General features: G+C 58.1%; 12 protein-coding genes. 5 read left to right on the top strand and 7 right to left on the bottom strand.

What is annotated here, in order from left to right; translation table 11 throughout:
• Positions 1-3: 3 nt before the first annotated feature.
• The 7 genes from HJG40_RS00590 to HJG40_RS00625 form a co-directional block, all read right to left on the bottom strand.
• Positions 4-3135 (bottom strand): L-glutamate gamma-semialdehyde dehydrogenase, encoded by a 3132-nt coding sequence (locus tag HJG40_RS00590; RefSeq protein WP_215862396.1) that lies wholly within the window; start codon positions 3133-3135, stop codon positions 4-6.
• 171 nt (positions 3136-3306) lie between these two features.
• The gene (locus tag HJG40_RS00595; protein WP_215862397.1) at positions 3307-4920 is read right to left on the bottom strand and encodes a type I restriction-modification system subunit M; all 1614 of its coding nucleotides are present in this window, start codon (positions 4918-4920) and stop codon (positions 3307-3309) included.
• Entirely contained in the window at positions 4917-5936 is a 1020-nt protein-coding gene (locus tag HJG40_RS00600) for a virulence RhuM family protein (RefSeq protein WP_215862398.1), read from the bottom strand. The genes HJG40_RS00595 and HJG40_RS00600 overlap by 4 nt, the downstream gene beginning before the upstream one ends.
• Positions 5933-7204, bottom strand: coding sequence for a restriction endonuclease subunit S (locus HJG40_RS00605; protein WP_215862399.1), 1272 nt, complete (start codon positions 7202-7204; stop codon positions 5933-5935). The genes HJG40_RS00600 and HJG40_RS00605 overlap by 4 nt, the downstream gene beginning before the upstream one ends.
• Positions 7201-8400: a PDDEXK nuclease domain-containing protein gene (locus tag HJG40_RS00610; RefSeq protein WP_215862400.1), complete on the bottom strand. Its 1200-nt coding sequence runs from the start codon at positions 8398-8400 to the stop codon at positions 7201-7203. The genes HJG40_RS00605 and HJG40_RS00610 overlap by 4 nt, the downstream gene beginning before the upstream one ends.
• The gene (locus tag HJG40_RS15005) at positions 8397-9257 is read right to left on the bottom strand and encodes an AlbA family DNA-binding domain-containing protein (protein WP_226856778.1); all 861 of its coding nucleotides are present in this window, start codon (positions 9255-9257) and stop codon (positions 8397-8399) included. The genes HJG40_RS00610 and HJG40_RS15005 overlap by 4 nt, the downstream gene beginning before the upstream one ends.
• Positions 9250-12333 carry a type I restriction endonuclease subunit R gene (locus HJG40_RS00625; protein ID WP_215862401.1) on the bottom strand — a complete coding sequence of 1028 codons (3084 nt, stop codon included), beginning with the start codon at positions 12331-12333 and terminating at the stop codon, positions 9250-9252. The genes HJG40_RS15005 and HJG40_RS00625 overlap by 8 nt, the downstream gene beginning before the upstream one ends.
• Positions 12334-12499: 166 nt before the next feature.
• On the opposite strand from HJG40_RS00625, the gene HJG40_RS00630 reads away from it, so the two are divergent.
• The 5 genes from HJG40_RS00630 (at position 12500) to proB (ending at position 15958) form a co-directional block, all read left to right on the top strand.
• On the top strand, positions 12500-12943 hold the full coding sequence (locus HJG40_RS00630) for a YaiI/YqxD family protein (RefSeq protein ID WP_215862402.1): 444 nt from the start codon (positions 12500-12502) through the stop codon (positions 12941-12943).
• 142 nt (positions 12944-13085) lie between these two features.
• Complete coding sequence (rplU, locus tag HJG40_RS00635) at positions 13086-13397, top strand: 50S ribosomal protein L21 (RefSeq protein ID WP_010641361.1); 312 nt, start codon at positions 13086-13088, stop codon at positions 13395-13397.
• An 11-nt stretch (positions 13398-13408) separates the two neighbouring features.
• Positions 13409-13669, top strand: a complete 261-nt coding sequence (rpmA, locus tag HJG40_RS00640; protein WP_010641358.1) for a 50S ribosomal protein L27 — start codon at positions 13409-13411, stop codon at positions 13667-13669.
• 55 nt (positions 13670-13724) lie between these two features.
• Positions 13725-14840 (top strand): Obg family GTPase CgtA, encoded by a 1116-nt coding sequence (cgtA, locus tag HJG40_RS00645; RefSeq protein WP_215862403.1) that lies wholly within the window; start codon positions 13725-13727, stop codon positions 14838-14840.
• Entirely contained in the window at positions 14837-15958 is a 1122-nt protein-coding gene (gene proB / locus HJG40_RS00650) for a glutamate 5-kinase (protein WP_215862404.1), read from the top strand. The genes cgtA and proB overlap by 4 nt, the downstream gene beginning before the upstream one ends.
• Positions 15959-15973: the final 15 nt, after the last annotated feature.

Below are 15973 nucleotides of genomic sequence, written 5' to 3' on the forward strand. Positions count from 1 at the left end.
TGCTCACAGGCGACCCTGCGCGAGGAGTTCTGCATTGCCTCCTGCTGCCGTGGTGTTGATGCTCACCGCCTGTTCGGCCACCATGCGCAATAAATAATGGGGACCACCGGCTTTCGGGCCGGTTCCACTTAAGCCTTCACCACCAAACGGTTGCACACCAACCACTGCACCAATCATGTTGCGGTTTACATAGACATTGCCGCAGCGGGACCGCGCAGCGATATGTGCCGCCCGGCCATCAATCCGTGTCTGGACACCTAAAGTCAGCCCAAATCCTAGAGCGTTGATGGCATCCACCAGCGCATCAACTTGTCCGGCTTTCCAGGTGACCACCTGCAGCACCGGGCCAAATATCTCCTCACGAACCTGACTGACATGAGTAATGGCATAAGCACAGGGGGCCACAAAATACAGATTACGCTGCTGATCATCCTGCATGGTCAACGCTACAGAATTATCCGTAACCTGGGCATTTTCCAGCAAAGCCGGGGGCCAGGCACACCGGGCCAGTAACCTTCCCCCGCCCTGCTCCACCCGGGCAATTTGCGCAAGAATATTAGTCTGCGCTTCGGCATCAATTACGGGTCCCACATCGGTGGCATAATGAATGGTCGGTCCGATCACCAGTTCCTGCATGGCCCCTTTGAGCATAGTCAGAATTTCTTCTGCACATTCTTCCTGTACACAGAGCAAACGCAGTGCCGAACATCGTTGTCCTGCCGAACGAAATGCCGAGGCAACCACTGCATCCACCACCTGTTCCGCCAGAGCCGTAGAATCCACAATCATGGCATTAATGCCGCCGGTTTCAGCAATCAAGGGCACAATGGGGCCTTCCTTGGCCGCCAGATCTTGATGAATGTGGCGGGCAACACCTGTTGAACCGGTAAACACGACTCCGCCAGTTAGCGGATGGCCTACCAGAGCCGCGCCCACGGTTTCTCCAGCACCGGGCATCAGCGCCAGCACATCGCGGGGAACACCAGCCTCCCACAAAAGTTCAACAAAAGCCCGGGCAATGGCCATGGTCTGCTCGGCGGGCTTGGCTGCCACACTGTTACCCGTAACCAGAGCCGCGACGACTTGCCCGGCAAAAATTGCCAGGGGAAAATTCCAGGGGCTAATACAAACAAATACGCCGCGCCCCCGCAAACTCAGGGAGTTGGTCTCACCAGTGGGGCCAGGCAGAGCTTCCTTGCGCATCAGCGCCTTGGCCTGAATAGCATAATAACGGCAAAAATCTACGGCCTCGCGCAACTCGGCAACCGCATCTGCCAAAGTTTTGTGGGCTTCGCGCATAATCAGGGCAAGCAACTTATCCTGCCGGGCTTCCAGCAGATCTGCCGCCTGAGTCAAAATCTCGGCACGGCGCTCCACAGGTACCGCATCCCAGCGCGTTTGTCCGGCATGCAGTGCATGCATTAACGGATCAACATCTTCTACTTGTATTTCTTCGGGAGTCTGCACCCGCAGGGCCAATGCGGCTTCCAGGGCGGGGCTACGTTCTGCAATGTAAGTCATATCCATTCCTTGGCTGTTCAGTCGTAATTCACCATGAAGATGGCCGTAAATCTCTATGGGTTTAGGTAAAGCCGCCTCTTCCGCCCGCCAGAGCGGACTGACCAGCAGATCTTCGGCCGCCACATGCTGATTAGCCAACTGATGAATAAAAGACGTGTTGGCACCATTTTCAAGAAGCCGCCGGACCAGATAGGCAAGCAGATCGCGATGACGGCCCACCGGAGCATATATCCGCAAATGCTGAATGCGCGCGTGGCGTAAAACTTCCCGATAAATCCCCTCGCCCATGCCATGCAGACGCTGCATCTCAAAACGGGCATCGGGTTGCTGATCCGCCAATTGCAAAACAGCGGCAATGGTTGCCGCGTTGTGCGTGGCAAATTGCGGGTAGACCAACGCCTGGGGACCGTTGGCGTCTTCAAGGAGTCGCGCCGCACAGGCCAGATAGCTGATGTCTGAATGATGTTTATGGGTAAACACCGGATACCCGGACAAGCCCATCTCTTGGGCTCTTTTAATTTCCATATCCCAGTAAGCGCCCTTGACCAGCCGCAGCATCAAACGGCTCTGATTGCGGCGCGTCCGGGCCAGAACTTCGTCAATGGCAGCATCTGCCCGGCTCTGATACGCCTGCACGGCAATGCCGAGCCCGTCCCAGCCAGCACAAGTGGCATGCCCGGCAATATGCTGTTGCAAGGCATCCAGCAAATCGAGTTGCAACTCAAGACGATCACTTTCTTCCGCATCCAGCGTCAGATTCAAACGCCCCTGAGCCGCCAGTTCGGCCAGTTGCTGCAACTTGGGGAACAGTTCTTTCCACAGGCGGGCGCGCTGGGCTTCTTCAAAACGCGGGTGGAGTGCTGACAATTTGATGGAGATACCATCCCGCTCCCGTGCACCCCCATTGCCGGGTTGGGTAGCCAGAGCGCGCAAGGCAGATTCATAAGAAGCCGCGTAGCGGGTTGCATCGGCACTGTTGCGGGCGCCTTCTCCCAACATATCGTAGGAATAGCAGAGTGCAGGCTGTTTTTTTCGGGCTTCGACGGAGCGCCGGCGCGCCTCACCAAGATCCTGCCCCAGTACAAACTGCCGACCCAGGAGCGCAATGGCCCGCACTGCTGCCGTTACAACAGTATTCATACCAAGTCTTTGCACCAGACTACGCGTTTCTTTTTCGGCGAGCAGACGGCGCGATAAAATCAGCACCCGACCTGAAATCTGAGTGATCCAGGACTGTTTTTCCTCACCGGCAAAACGCGCCCGACCCAACTGGTCCGCTGCCAGCAATACCGCCGTGCCCGTATCGGGCACGCGCAACAATGCCTCAGCCAGACGCATCAAAGCCAAGCCTTCGGCACTGGTAATGGGGTACTCCCTTAACAGGGACTCCAGAGCCCAGAACGGAGCTGGTTGCTTGCGCACCGCCTCCACCCAGGGCCGCGCCTGATCGATCACGTTCAGCCAATTCAGCTTGCCACTGAGGGCCGACAGCAGTGTTTCAACCTGCTGATTTTCATCCCGATACGGGGGTGGCAGTGACGCAGGCTCCCGAAGAAAATCCGGGGACTCACTGAAATCACCGGGCAAAAAAGTATGTAAACGAGTTTGAGACATTCCTACAAGGCTCCTTGCAGCAGGTAATCGGGTTCATGATCTGCCTGTGCCTGCCTCCTTTTTTCATCTGCGGGTTTTTATGCGCTTTGGCTACTGCAGCGCTACAACCTCTTGTAATCAGGTTGTCATACTTGGGGTAAGGAATGCAAGTGTGATGAGGCTCCAGCCCGCCTATGGCAACAGCGGCAGCCCCAGTTCTTTCAGAAATTCGTTGTGTTTTGTTTTCGCCTGAAGGATAGCCTGCTCAATCTCCACCAGGCCCGCATGCGTCGCCGCAAGGTCGATTTCTTCCTCGGCCACCGCCGTGCTGATATAGCGCGAGATATTGAGGTTAAAGTCGTTCTTCTCGATCTCTGCCATGTCCACGCGGCGGGCGTAGCGCGGCTCTTCTTTGCGCTGCTGGTAGGTGTCGATGATCTTGGCGATGTGCTCCGCGCTCAACTGGTTCTGGCGCTTGCCTTTCACGAAATGCTCGGCGGCGTTGATGAACAGCACGTCGTCGGGCTTCTTGCACTTTTTCAGCACCAGAATGCAGACCGGAATGCCGGTGGAATAAAACAGGTTGGCGGGCAGGCCGATGACGGTGTCGATATGACCGTCTTTCAGCAGCTTGGTGCGGATGCGTTCCTCGGCGCCGCCCCGGAACAGCACGCCGTGCGGCAGGATGATCGCCATCACGCCTTCGTCTTTCAGAAAGTGAAAGCCGTGCAGCAGAAAGGCGAAGTCGGCAGCAGACTTGGGGGCGAGGCCGTGGCTTTTGAAGCGCACGTCGTCGGCCAGCGCGTCGGTGGGCTCCCAACGATAACTAAATGGCGGATTGGCGACGACGGCATCGAAGCCCGGTTTCTTCGCCGGGTTCTGCTCACGCATCCGGTCCCACTCATTGGTCAGCGTGTCGCCGTGGAAAATTTCGAACTCGGTGTCTTTCACCCCGTGCAGCAGCATGTTCATGCGCGCGAGATTGTAAGTGGTGATGTTCTTTTCCTGGCCGTAGATTTTGCCGATGCTGCCGCCCGCCTGTGCCACCTTCTTGCGTACATTAAGCAGCAGCGAGCCGGAGCCGCAGGCGAAATCCAGCACGCTATCGAGCCGTTTTTTGGTGCCGGTTTTCGGCTCCTGGCTGTCGAGCGTGACGATGCCCGAAAGAATGTCGGAAATCTGCTGCGGGGTGTAGAACTCGCCCGCCTTCTTGCCCGACCCCGCCGCGAACTGGCCGATCAGATATTCATAGGCATCGCCCAGCGCGTCGATGTTGGTGGAAAACTCCGCCAGCCCTTCGGCGATTTTCTGAATGATGGTGCAGAGTTTGGCGTTGCGGTCGCTGTAGGTTTTGCCCAGCTTGGGCGAACCGAGGTCGATCTCGGAGAACAGGCCCTGAAAGGTGCTCTCGAACGATTCCGTCTCGATGTATTTGAAGCCCGCCTGCAGCGTGTTCAGAAGCTCCGCGTTCTGCGTGCGCGCCAGATTGGCGATGCTGTTCCACAGATGCGCGGGCTGAATGACGTAATGCACCTTGCGGCGCATCTGTTTCTCGAAGGCCGGGATGTCGTCCCCGTTGCTGGCATACCACCGCGCCAGCGGCACGGTGCGCGCATCGTCGCCCACATCCGGGTAATCCCGCCCCAGTTCTTTCTTCGCCGCCGTCTCGTAGTTGTCGGAGAGGTAGCGCAAAAAGAGGAAGGAAAGCATGTAGTCGCGAAAGTCGTCCGCATCCATCGCCCCGCGCAGTTGGTCCGCGATGCTCCAGAGGGTGTTGCCCAGTTGTTTTTGGTTGGCTTCGGTCATTTCTTCGGGCGTCTCTTGAGTTTGGTTTCCAGCGCTGTGAGCTCAGCCTCGTCCTGCTGGTCAGCTTGAAGGGCTTCCTGCCTTTTACGGTCGGCGTCGAACTGGCGGTAAAGCTCGCCCGTGCGCGCTTCCATCTGCTCATGGCTGATGGTTCCAGCATGGGTGAGCAGCGAGAAGCCGTTGGACGTGATGATCTGATCCACGTTCTGCTTCCAGAAGGCCATGCGCGTCTCCTGCCTGCTCTTGGCTCGCAGTTCGGCGGTTTCCAGGAAGATGACCACCAGCCGATTCAGGGTGTCGATCTCGTCCTCGGTCAGGTAGTTCTTGGCCACCACGATGTCCGCCTTGCGCACCCTACTCGTTGGTGAGCCCTTCCAGGCGAGCAGGCCGAAATGCGGATCGGCAGGGTTCGCCCGCGCGGTGATGAGTTCGGCGGCGGTCTGCCGCGTCACGGCAAAGATCAGCAGGTTTTGCACGGTAGCGAAGAACACCTGCGTGGCTTGGTCCGTCTTGTCGTAGTCGCTGCAGAGGGCAAAGAGGTCGCGCACCTTCTGGTAAAAGCGCTTCTCGGAGGCGCGGATATCGCGAATGCGCGCCAGCATCTCGTCGAAGTAATCCGGGCGGCCATCCGGGTTTTTCAGCCGCTCGTCGTCCATCACGAAGCCCTTGGTCAGGAACTCCTTCAGAATGGTGGAAGCCCAGCGACGGAACTGCACCCCGCGCTTTGATCGCACGCGGTAGCCCACGGCCAGGATGGCGTCGAGGTTGTAGAGCGTGACCGGACGCTGCACTTCCCGCCCCCCTTCGGTTTGAACTACCGAGGATTCCTCGGTAGTTGCCTCCCGGCTCAGTTCCCCGTCCTCGAAGATGTTCTTGAGATGCAGCCCCACGTTGTCGGTGGTCACATCAAAAAGCTGAGCCATCTCCCGCTGAGAAAGCCAGACGGTTTGGTCCTTGGCCCGCAGCTTGATCTGGCTGCGTCCGTCTTCGGTGGTGTAGAGAATCAGGTCGGTCATGCTTCCAACTCATCCGGCGATGGGAAAAGCTGCTGCATCAGGCCTTTTTTGTGGGTCTTGAGGGCTTCGAGCTTTTGGGTCTCCAAGGTGATCAGGGCGTCGAGGCTGCTCAGGCAGGAGGCGATGCGGTGTTGTTCGGCCTCATCCGCTGGATAGTTAATCGCCATGCCTCGCAAGTCTGGGCCGTAGATTCGGGTAATTGTTGTGGAGTTCAAGCTACCCCAATTCACGTTCGACAGAAGCATGAGTAAGAACTCGTTGCTTATTTCGCCTGTTGAGTTGTCCAGCCAAACAATGTTGGAGTCTTGGAAGTAGGCATCCTTCCCGTCAAATGGTAGGCATTTACCAACGGTACCGCTACAGGTTATCAAGACCTCGCCATTTCTTGGATAGTTGTATCTCGACTTGTAGTCTTCGAACTTCTCCCGAGAAATGAACGCGTCAGGTTTACCTCCGAGGGTTCCAATCTTGTAGAAGGGCACGCCCTCATTTGGATTTGTTTCCTCAGCGAAAATCCTTTTGCACATAAGCACTTCGGCAACATCGCCGAACGTTTTCTGAATCCACTCCCCAGCCTTTTGGAATTCGGGGAAGCGGAGGCGGGGTTGGGTTTCGCCCTCCGTGGGGAAAAGCTGCTGCATCAGCCCTTTTTTATGGGTCTTGAGCGTGTCCACTTTCCGCGCTTGCGCGGCGATCAGCTCGTCCACCGAACTCAGGCACTCGGCGATTTTTTGTTGTTCGGAAATGGCGGGGAAGCCCAATCGAAGTGACGCAATGTTGTCTTTGGTAAAGCCTTTGATCGAAGTTCCCTGATTAAAGGAAAGCAAAGTCTGTTTCTGTGACTTCAGCAAGTAAGCCAAAAAAAACGGATCGGCAACGCTGGGCGTGAAATTGGTGAAGTCCTGACTGGTGCAGAGCGGAAATGTTGAAACTGCAAGTTTGCCAACGCCCACCCTTGAAATCAGAAGAATGCTTTTCGCAGGCACGAGCTTAGTCGCCGATTCCTGTACCGCCTGCTTGGTGATGTAACGGTTTACGTTGATTTTGGAAATCGAGTCCTCCGTCAAGTCGGAGCTGGAAATCCAGGGAATCTCGCCTGTCCAGTAAGCAGTATTGTCTTTGCTCGGTGTTCCTCCTCCTGTGAAATAGCCAAGCGTTTCGAGGGTTTTCAACTCCCACGCCCCCCGAAACCCCGGAAACCGCAGCTTCGGCACCCGCGCAGGCATTGCCTCTTCCTGCGTGGCGGTGGTTTTCGTCTTGCTGCTCATGCCCCCACCTCCTTGCCGAGTTGGGCAATGAAGCGTTCCATGTCCTCTTTCTTGGGCAGCTCGACGGCGTAGCGGGAGACGAAGACCTGGTTGCTCAAATCACCGAGGGCAAATTCGACGAGGGCGTCATTTTTGCGGGTGCAAAGAAGGATGCCGATGGGCGGCTGGTCGCCTGGGGTCATCTGGTGTTGTTTGTAGTAGGCGACGTAGGTATTGAGTTGGCCCAGATGTTCGTGGCGGAAGGCATCGGTTTTGAGTTCGACCAAGATGTGACACTTGAGAATGCGGTGGTAGAAGACGAGGTCGATGAAGAAATGTTCGTCGCCGATCAGGATGCGCTTTTGCCGAGCCTCGAAACAGAAGCCGTGACCCAGTTCGAGGAGGAAATCCTGAAGGCGGTCGAGTAAGGCGTCTTCCAGGTCTGATTCCGCCATGACATCCCTTGAGCGCAAGCCGAGGAACTCGAAAATGTAAGGATCTCGAATGATGTGTGCAGGTTGGAGCGTATCCGCCGCCGCGTGGGCCAGGGCGGAGAGTTTGGCCTTGTCTTTGGAGAGGCCGCTGCGCTGGTAGTAGAGGCTGGCAATCTGGCGGCGCAGCTCGCGTACCGACCAGTTGCCGCGAATGCACTCGATCTCGTAGAAGCGGCGCTGAGTGTCGTCGGGGAGGTCCAACAGCTCGGCCAGGTGGGAGAAGGAGAGATGATGGATGAGGTCGGGATGGGTATGGCTCAATGGCGGAGTCTCGGCTGCCACCGCCCCGGATTCGGGAGACGGCGTCTCCCGTTTTGGCAGAGGCGGGGTTCTTGGCAGCGGCTGCAAGGCGTCAGCGCCAAGGCCTGTCAGCAATTCGGGAGTCACTGTCTCCCAAATCTGCGGATAAACGCCGTAGAAGCGCCTGAAGCGGCGTAACTCGCGGGCATCCACCCGCTTGAGTCCGGCAGCCGACAGGCGCTCTGCCAGAGCGGGCAACAGTCTTTCACCGTAGGCCGCCCGGTCGTTTCCCTGCTGTTCAAACTCCACGATGCGGTAGCCGATGAGCCAATTCCGCAGGGTCAGCGCGATATTGACGGCTTTGGCGGCAAAGTCCTGCGTCTGCTGATGGATGTGGACGATGGCGGAAACCAGCGAGTCAAAGTCTCCGGCGGTAACCGGCGATGTTGGGTTTTTCTTCGCTGGCATGGGTGTTTTTTTCATTTCAGCAATTCCTTCCCTTGTGCGGTCAGGCGGTATTGCTGCAAGCGGCTGTTGGGTTTGTCGGGGATGGTTCGCTCAATCAGCCCTTGCGCCAATGCGGGCGCGAGATACAGTTTTTCGAAATTGTCGCGTCCCTTCAGGCTGAGTTTTTCCATCAAAGCTTTGCGGCTCCAAGACCTCTCCCCCATGGCCAAGAGCAGGACTTCGACTTGCCCTGCGACTTGCCCTGTGACTTGCCCTGTGACTTGCGGGGTTACTCGTTCGTCAGTGCCTTCCCCTTGCGCCTGCGGCCGCTGCACCCGAGCGGTGAACTGGTTGCCGCTAACTTCGTCGATCAGCTCGATCTGCTGCCACTCGCCCAGCCCAAGATTTTGCAGCAGCGCGTCCAGCGGCAGCCCGGCTTGGGCGGTGTCGGCGCTGTAGTGCTGGGCGAGGTAGCGGCGAAAGGCGGGCTCGTCCAGATCGGCGCTGGTGGTGTCGGCCACAGGCACCACATCGGCATAGACCAGACCGCCACGCTGGAACATGCGCTGCAACTCTTCGCGGGCGGTTACATGGCGTTTGTCGGCACCTTGTTTGACCCAGATGCGGCCTTGCTGATCCAGATAGGGCTTGGCCAAGCCATTGGGCACGGTCACCACCATTACCAGCCCGGCGTGGGTTTGCACGTTTTCGGTGATGATGCCGTCATCGGCCACACCGATCAGCAGCGTGCCGCCGCCACTGTTCGCAAAGGCAGCCAGCTCGGCGGCCAGGGCGTCAGGGTTGTGGAAGCTGCGCTTGAACTGCTGACGGGTGTGCTCACCCTGAGCAATGCGCGCCAGCAGTGTGGCTTCCGTCAGCGGCTGTTCACTCATACGCGCTGAGCCCAGAAATATCCCGCCCCCCGGCGCGTTGGGTGAGCAGCGGGTGCAAATCCGCCATCAACGCGAGTTCGGCCTGACTGCGAGCTTTCCAGCCGAGGTCGAGCGGCGCCATGAGGTCGCTCAGGCGCTCGCCATCGAAAATCATGCGCTCAAAAATGCCGTCCACGAAGCTTTGCAGGGCGGCGGTGGCGAGGCCGTGCTTGGCGGCGATGGCGGCGAGTTCTTTGGCGCTCTTGTCGGCTTTGAAGCGGGTGTAGCCGTCGCGGATGGCGGTTTCGCTCAGCCCTTCGCCGGCCTGGAGCGTGCCGATGTAGTCGGCGATGTCGTCGCGCTCGTTGATGAACTTGGCATCGCTGCCGATGAGGCCGATGAGTTGCTCGCGGGTCATCCTGGCCTTGCCCGGCTCTTTGGCCGAGAAGCTGGTCATCAGCTTCATGATGTAGTCGTAGTCGATGACGGCGGAGGCAAACAGCACGAACTCGAAATCGAGTTGTTCAGAAGGGCTGTCGGCGCCGGGTTTGTCGTTGGGCTTGTTCTGCTGTGCGCGCAGCTTCTTGGCAGTGTCCAGATACTGGCCCTTGAAGCCGCGCAGGTTTTCCTCGGGCAGCACCTGCTCGATGGTGGCTTTGTTTTCCCCGGTGAGGTCGGTGTATTGGTCGAGCTGGGTTTTGAGCCGCTGCACTTCCTTGAAGCGCTCGATGAAGACCGTCTTGGCGGCGTCGCCTTTCAGATTGGCCACGGCAGAGGGCGTGCAGTCCAGGTCTTGAGACTGCAGAAAGGCTGCCAGCTTGTGCATGGCGGTTTCCAGTTTTTGGATGACGACCGGGGCTTTTTCCACCAGCCAGATTTCGCGCGCCTGCTCACCGGTTTTTTCGCCGGAAAACAGCGCAATCGCAGCATCGACAGCATCCTGCTGCTGGCGGAAGTCGAGGATGTTGCCGTAGGGCTTGCTGCCGTTGAGCACGCGGTTGGTGCGCGAAAACGCCTGAATCAGGCCGTGGTGCCGGAGGTTCTTGTCCACGTAGAGCGTGTTCAAAAACTTGGAATCGAAGCCGGTGAGCAGCATGTCGACGACGAGGGTGATGTCGATTTTCTGCGCCTGGGGCAAGTCGGCATTGGGCCACTGCTGGTCTTTGATGCGCTTTTGCACGTCCTGGTAGTAGCCATCGAACTCAGCGATGCGGTGGTTAGTGCCGTATCGAGCGTTGTAGTCGGCGAGGATGGCTTTCAGCGCGGCTTTCTTGCCTTCGGGGTCTTCTTCGTTGTCGGCCAGCTCCTGCGGCAGGTCTTCCTGAATCTGCTTCACATCGGCGTCGCCCTCGGCGGGCGGCGAAAACACGCAGGCGATGTTCAGCGGCTTGAACTCGGGGTCGGCGGCCTGTTTTTCCGCCTGCATGGTCTTGAACAGCGCGTGGTATTCGATGGCGTCGTTGATGGACGCGGTAGCGAAGAGGGCGTTGAAGCGGCGGCCTGCGGTGGCGGCGTCGTGCTTGGCGAGGATGGCTTCAATCACTGCGCGCTTGGCGATGGGCTCGCCGGGCTTGGGCGCGTTCTTTCCTTCCGGCTTGAAGTAATCGACGTGGAAGCGCAGCACATTGCCGTCTTCGATGGCGTGGGTGATGGTGTAGGCGTGCAGTTGTTTCTGGAACAGGTCTTGCGTGGTGCGCATCGAGGCGGTGGTGTCCTCGATTTTCTGCTGCGAGGCGTTAGCGTCGAAGATGGGCGTGCCGGTGAAGCCAAAAAGCTGGGCGCGGGGGAAGAACGCCTTGATGGCCTTGTGGTTGTCGCCAAACTGCGAGCGGTGGCATTCGTCGAAGATGAAGACGATGCGTTTGTCCTGAAGGGCCTCAAGCTGCTCCTTGTAGGTGGGCTGGTCATTCCTCGCCCGCTGCTTGTTGCGCTTGCTGTTTTCATCCAGCGCGAGGCCGAGTTTCTGGATGGTGGTGACGATGACCTTGTCGGCGTAATCCTCGGACAGCAGGCGGCGCACGAGGGCGCCGGTATGGGTGTTTTCTTCGACGCAGCCTTCCTGGAAGCGGTTGAATTCCTCGCGCGTCTGGCGGTCGAGGTCTTTGCGGTCGACGACGAACACGCATTTGTGGATGTGCTCGTTCTCCTTCAGCAGCGTGGACGCCTTGAACGAGGTGAGCGTTTTGCCGCTGCCGGTGGTGTGCCAGATGTAGCCATTGCCGTTGTCTTCATCAATGCATTTCACCATGTGCTGCACGGCATAGACCTGGTAAGGCCGCATAATCATGAGCTTTTGCTCACCGGCGAGCAGCACCATGTAGCGGCTGAGGGTCTGGCCGAGGACGCACTTTTTCAGGAAGGCTTCAGCAAAAGCGTCGAGCTGGGTGATCTTGCGGTTGTCCTCGCCCGCGAACTCATAGACGGGCAGGAAGCGCTCTTCGGCGTTGAACGCAAAGTGGCGGGCGTTGTTGTTGGCGAAGTAATAGGTCTGGTCGCGGTTGCTGACGATGAACAACTGCATGAAGCAGAGCAGCGTCTTGGTGTAGCCGTTGCCGGGGTCGTGCTTGTATTCGACGATCTGCTCCATCGCCCGGCGCGGATTCACGCCCAGGGTTTTCAGCTCGATCTGCACGCAGGGAATGCCGTTGATGAGCAGGATGACGTCATAGCGGTGGTGGCTGTAGTCGGTGTTGATGCGCAACTGGTTGACCACCTCGAAGGTGTTCTTGCACCAGTCCTTGAGGTTGACGAGGCTGTAGTTCAGCGGCGTGCCGTCGTCGCGGGTGAAGGCGTTGATGCTGCGCAGGGTCTTGGCGGCAGTGAACACATCCGGGCTGACGATTTCATCGAGCAGGCGGGCGAACTCGGCATCGGTGAGATGCACACGGTTGAGCGCCTCGAATTTCTCGCGGAAGTTCTGCTCCAGCGTGGCGCGGTCGCGGATGTCGTCGCGATACGCGTACTTGAGGTTTTGCAGGGTGCCGATGAAGCCGTATTCGATGGTGTCCTCGCGGACGGCGGAATGCGGGCGAGCAGCGGGCTGACTGTAGGTACCTGGGGCATCGACTTGTTTCCGCGTGCGGCCTTCCGTTTTCATGCGTTCTCCAGCGACATTTTTTTGAGCATTCTACGCTGCCGGGCTTAAACGACAAAATTTCAACGCATTCCGGTGGGTTGTTAGTCACCACATAACCGGATATTGGCATTGCCAGCAAGTTTCATCTGTGACAAGGTCCATTTCTCTAAAATATCCGAGTGCTTCCATGCATATCTGGGTCGATGCCGACGCCTGCCCCAATGCCATCAAGGAAATTTTGTTTCGCGCCAGTACGCGCCTGAAACTGCCCTTAACCCTGGTCGCCAACCAGCCCCTGCGCGTGCCCCCATCGGCGCATATTCGCAGTGTGGTAGTGCCGGGCGGCTTTGATGTAGCCGATGATGAAATTGTGCGCCGTATTGAAGCAGGCGATCTGGTCATTACCGCTGATATTCCCCTGGCCGCTGCCGTACTGGAAAAAAATGGTCATGCGCTCAGCCCACGCGGCGAACGGTACTCCCCCGAAACCATCCGCGAGCGCCTGCGAATGCGCGACATGATGGAGCAACTGCGAGATTCCGGCGTGCGTACCGGCGGCCCCGCCACCCTGAGCCAAGCCGACCGCCAGGCCTTTGCCAATGCTCTGGACCGCTTATTGCCCCGCGCTTGAGTGGTTCGCCCAGACAATTTATGCGCCGATGCAGATCATTCAACAAAACAAGCCCTCATCCTCTTGCTTTAATAGACTGATAACGCTATCCTTGCGAACTTTTCCGGACAGTACCGGGTAAAACCCTTGTTGGAGGTTTGTGATGTACGCGGTCATTGAAAATGGTGGCAAGCAGTATCGGGTGACAGTGGGCGACAAGCTCCGGCTCGAAAAGATGGAAGCAGAGCCAGGTGCGGAACTCGCGCTGGACCGGGTACTGATGGTCGGCGTTGGCAGTGATGTAGTGGTCGGTCAACCGCTGGTAGCTGGTGCAGCCGTCAAGGCCACCGTGCTCAGTCAGGGACGGGCTGCCAAGGTGCATATTTTCAAGATGCGTCGGCGCAAGCATTACCGTAAACAGCAGGGACATCGTCAGTATTTTACTGAAGTCCGCATTACCGGCATTGAAGCCTAAGGAGCACAGTCATGGCACATAAGAAAGCGGGTGGCTCTTCGCGCAACGGACGCGATTCAGAATCCAAACGACTGGGTGTAAAGCGTTACGCCGGACAACTGGTCATCCCCGGCAACATCATCATTCGTCAGCGTGGCACCCAGTTTTATCCGGGTAGCAACGTCGGTATTGGCAAGGATCACACGCTCTTTGCCACCGCAGAAGGGGTTGTAAAATTCGAGCGCAAGGGACCGCGCCAGGTACGTACCGTCAGCGTCGTATCCGTGGCCTGAACCGGCCTCTGCTCAGAGGGACCCCGCCCCGTTTTTGCGGGAGCGGGGTTTTTTTATGAAGTTTATTGATGAAGTACGCATCCATGTTGCTTCGGGTACCGGTGGACATGGTTCTCTGAGTTTTCGCCGGGAAAAATTTATCCCCTTTGGCGGTCCGGATGGCGGCGATGGTGGTCGCGGTGGCAGTGTTTTCCTCGTCGCCCAGGCCAGCCTCAACACCCTGATAGATTTTCGCTATCAGCGCCGTTACCGGGCCGAAACCGGACATGGCGGTGCGGGGAGGCAAATGACGGGGCGCGCGGGTCTGGATAAGGAAATCCACGTCCCGGTAGGTACTCTGGTCTACGATGACGACACCCGCGAATTATTGGGTGATTTGCGCGAAGAAGGAGAACGTCTGCTAGTCGCGCAAGGCGGACGTGGCGGACACGGCAATTTGCATTTCAAATCCAGCATCAATCGCGCACCCCGTCAATATGAAAAAGGCACACCGGGAGAAGAACGTAATCTTCGCCTGGAACTGCGGGTTCTGGCCGATGTCGGCCTGCTGGGCCTGCCCAATGCCGGCAAAAGCACTCTGATCAGGGCAGTTAGTGCGGCTCGCCCGAAAGTGGCGGACTATCCGTTCACCACCCTCTACCCCAATCTTGGTGTAGTCCGGGTGGCAACCCACGAATCTTTTGTACTCGCAGATATTCCTGGCCTGATCCCCGGAGCCTCCGAGGGCGCAGGGCTAGGCACCCGTTTTCTGAAACATCTCAGCCGTACCCGTCTGCTCCTGCACATGGTCGACATGGCGCCTGTGGATGAGAGCAATCCTGCCGAAAATGTTCGCGCCCTGGAAGAAGAACTGCTGGCTTACAGCCCCGCCCTCGCCCAGCGCCCGCGTTGGCTGGTGGTCAATAAGGCCGACTTGTTCAGCCCTGAAGAGGGCGAGGCGCGCTTTCAGGCGATTCGTTCCGAACTTTCCTGGGAGGGTCCGGCATTTTTGGTTTCCGCTGCCAGCGGTGCGGGCTGCAGCGCCCTCACCCACGCCATCTGGCTGGCACTGCCAGATTTACCGCCCGCACCGGATCCAGTCCAGTCGGAAGAATGGGGCGATGAAGAGGAAGAATATCTGGAAGAGTGGGAAGGTGATGATTTGAGCGCCGACTGGGATGACGATGAATGAGCCGCGACCTTAAAAATGCCCAGCGCTGGGTCATTAAAATCGGCAGCAGCCTGCTCACCAATAATGGTCAAGGCCTGGATCTCCCGGCTATTGAGGCCTGGGTCAAGCAACTACTGGTACTCCGCCGGCATGGCCTGGATATTGTACTGGTTTCTTCCGGTGCCGTGGCAGCCGGCATGGAGCGTCTGGGCTGGACGAGCCGTCCCAGTGCCCTGCATCAGCTACAGGCCGCAGCCAGCGTCGGCCAGGCAGCACTGATTCAGGTATATAACGAATTCCTCCGCCGGGGCGGGGTTCACGGCAGTCAGGTCCTGCTGACCCACGAAGATCTTCAGGAACGCCATCGCTACCTGAATGCGCGGGCCACCCTGCGTACGGTGCTGGAACTCGGGGTCATTCCCATCATCAATGAAAATGATGCCATTGCCAGCACCGAAATCCGTTTTGGCGATAACGACACCCTGGCCGCCATGGTTGCCAACCTGCTGGAAGCCGATTTACTGGTGATTTTGACGGACCAGGCGGGTTTGTACGACCAGGACCCCCGCAAAGCCCCTGATGCCCGTTTACTGACCGAGGTGGAGGCTGGGGATCCGGCCCTGCTGAGCATGGCCGGGGGGAGTGGCAGCGCCGTCGGCACCGGCGGGATGAGCACCAAGGTCCACGCGGCCAGCCGTGCGGCACAATCTGGTGCGGCTACCATCATTGCGCCGGGTGGTGCTGAGGATGTCTTGCTGCGCATTTGGGCGGGAGAGCCTTTGGGCACCCATTTTCGGCCCGGCGTCGCCAAACTGGCGGCACGTAAGCGTTGGCTGTCCGGTCAGCTCCGCCCCAACGGGGTGTTACATCTGGATGCCGGTGCGGCCAAGGTGTTACGCGAAAAAGGCAGCAGCCTGCTACCCGTAGGAATCACTGCTGCCGAGGGCGATTTTCAGCGCGGCGATCTGTTACGTTGCGTCGATCCCGAAGGACAGGAAATAGCCCGTGGCCTGGTGAATTTTGCTTATGAAGATGTTTTGTTGAGAATGGGAAAAAGCAGCAAAACTCTTTTGGAATTATTCGGGGATATTGACGAGGTGGAAATCATCCACCGTGATAATCTGGTACTCAGCAACTAAACTTTGCAAAAGTTC

This window comes from Acidithiobacillus concretivorus (assembly GCF_018853445.1).
In the GTDB taxonomy this organism is placed as follows: domain Bacteria; phylum Pseudomonadota; class Gammaproteobacteria; order Acidithiobacillales; family Acidithiobacillaceae; genus Acidithiobacillus; species Acidithiobacillus concretivorus.

Excerpts from the sequence above, each read along its gene's own strand:
- HJG40_RS00590 (WP_215862396.1), bottom strand. The coding sequence starts at position 3,135 with ATGTCTCAAACTCGTTTACATACTTTTTTGCCCGGTGATTTCAGTGAG.
- HJG40_RS00595 (WP_215862397.1), bottom strand. The coding sequence starts at position 4,920 with ATGACCGAAGCCAACCAAAAACAACTGGGCAACACCCTCTGGAGCATC.
- HJG40_RS00600 (WP_215862398.1), bottom strand. The coding sequence starts at position 5,936 with ATGACCGACCTGATTCTCTACACCACCGAAGACGGACGCAGCCAGATC.
- HJG40_RS00605 (WP_215862399.1), bottom strand. The coding sequence starts at position 7,204 with ATGAGCAGCAAGACGAAAACCACCGCCACGCAGGAAGAGGCAATGCCT.
- HJG40_RS00610 (WP_215862400.1), bottom strand. The coding sequence starts at position 8,400 with ATGAAAAAAACACCCATGCCAGCGAAGAAAAACCCAACATCGCCGGTT.
- HJG40_RS15005 (WP_226856778.1), bottom strand. The coding sequence starts at position 9,257 with ATGAGTGAACAGCCGCTGACGGAAGCCACACTGCTGGCGCGCATTGCT.
- HJG40_RS00625 (WP_215862401.1), bottom strand. The coding sequence starts at position 12,333 with ATGAAAACGGAAGGCCGCACGCGGAAACAAGTCGATGCCCCAGGTACC.
- HJG40_RS00630 (WP_215862402.1), top strand. The coding sequence starts at position 12,500 with ATGCATATCTGGGTCGATGCCGACGCCTGCCCCAATGCCATCAAGGAA.
- rplU (WP_010641361.1), top strand. The coding sequence starts at position 13,086 with ATGTACGCGGTCATTGAAAATGGTGGCAAGCAGTATCGGGTGACAGTG.
- rpmA (WP_010641358.1), top strand. The coding sequence starts at position 13,409 with ATGGCACATAAGAAAGCGGGTGGCTCTTCGCGCAACGGACGCGATTCA.
- cgtA (WP_215862403.1), top strand. The coding sequence starts at position 13,725 with ATGAAGTTTATTGATGAAGTACGCATCCATGTTGCTTCGGGTACCGGT.
- proB (WP_215862404.1), top strand. The coding sequence starts at position 14,837 with ATGAGCCGCGACCTTAAAAATGCCCAGCGCTGGGTCATTAAAATCGGC.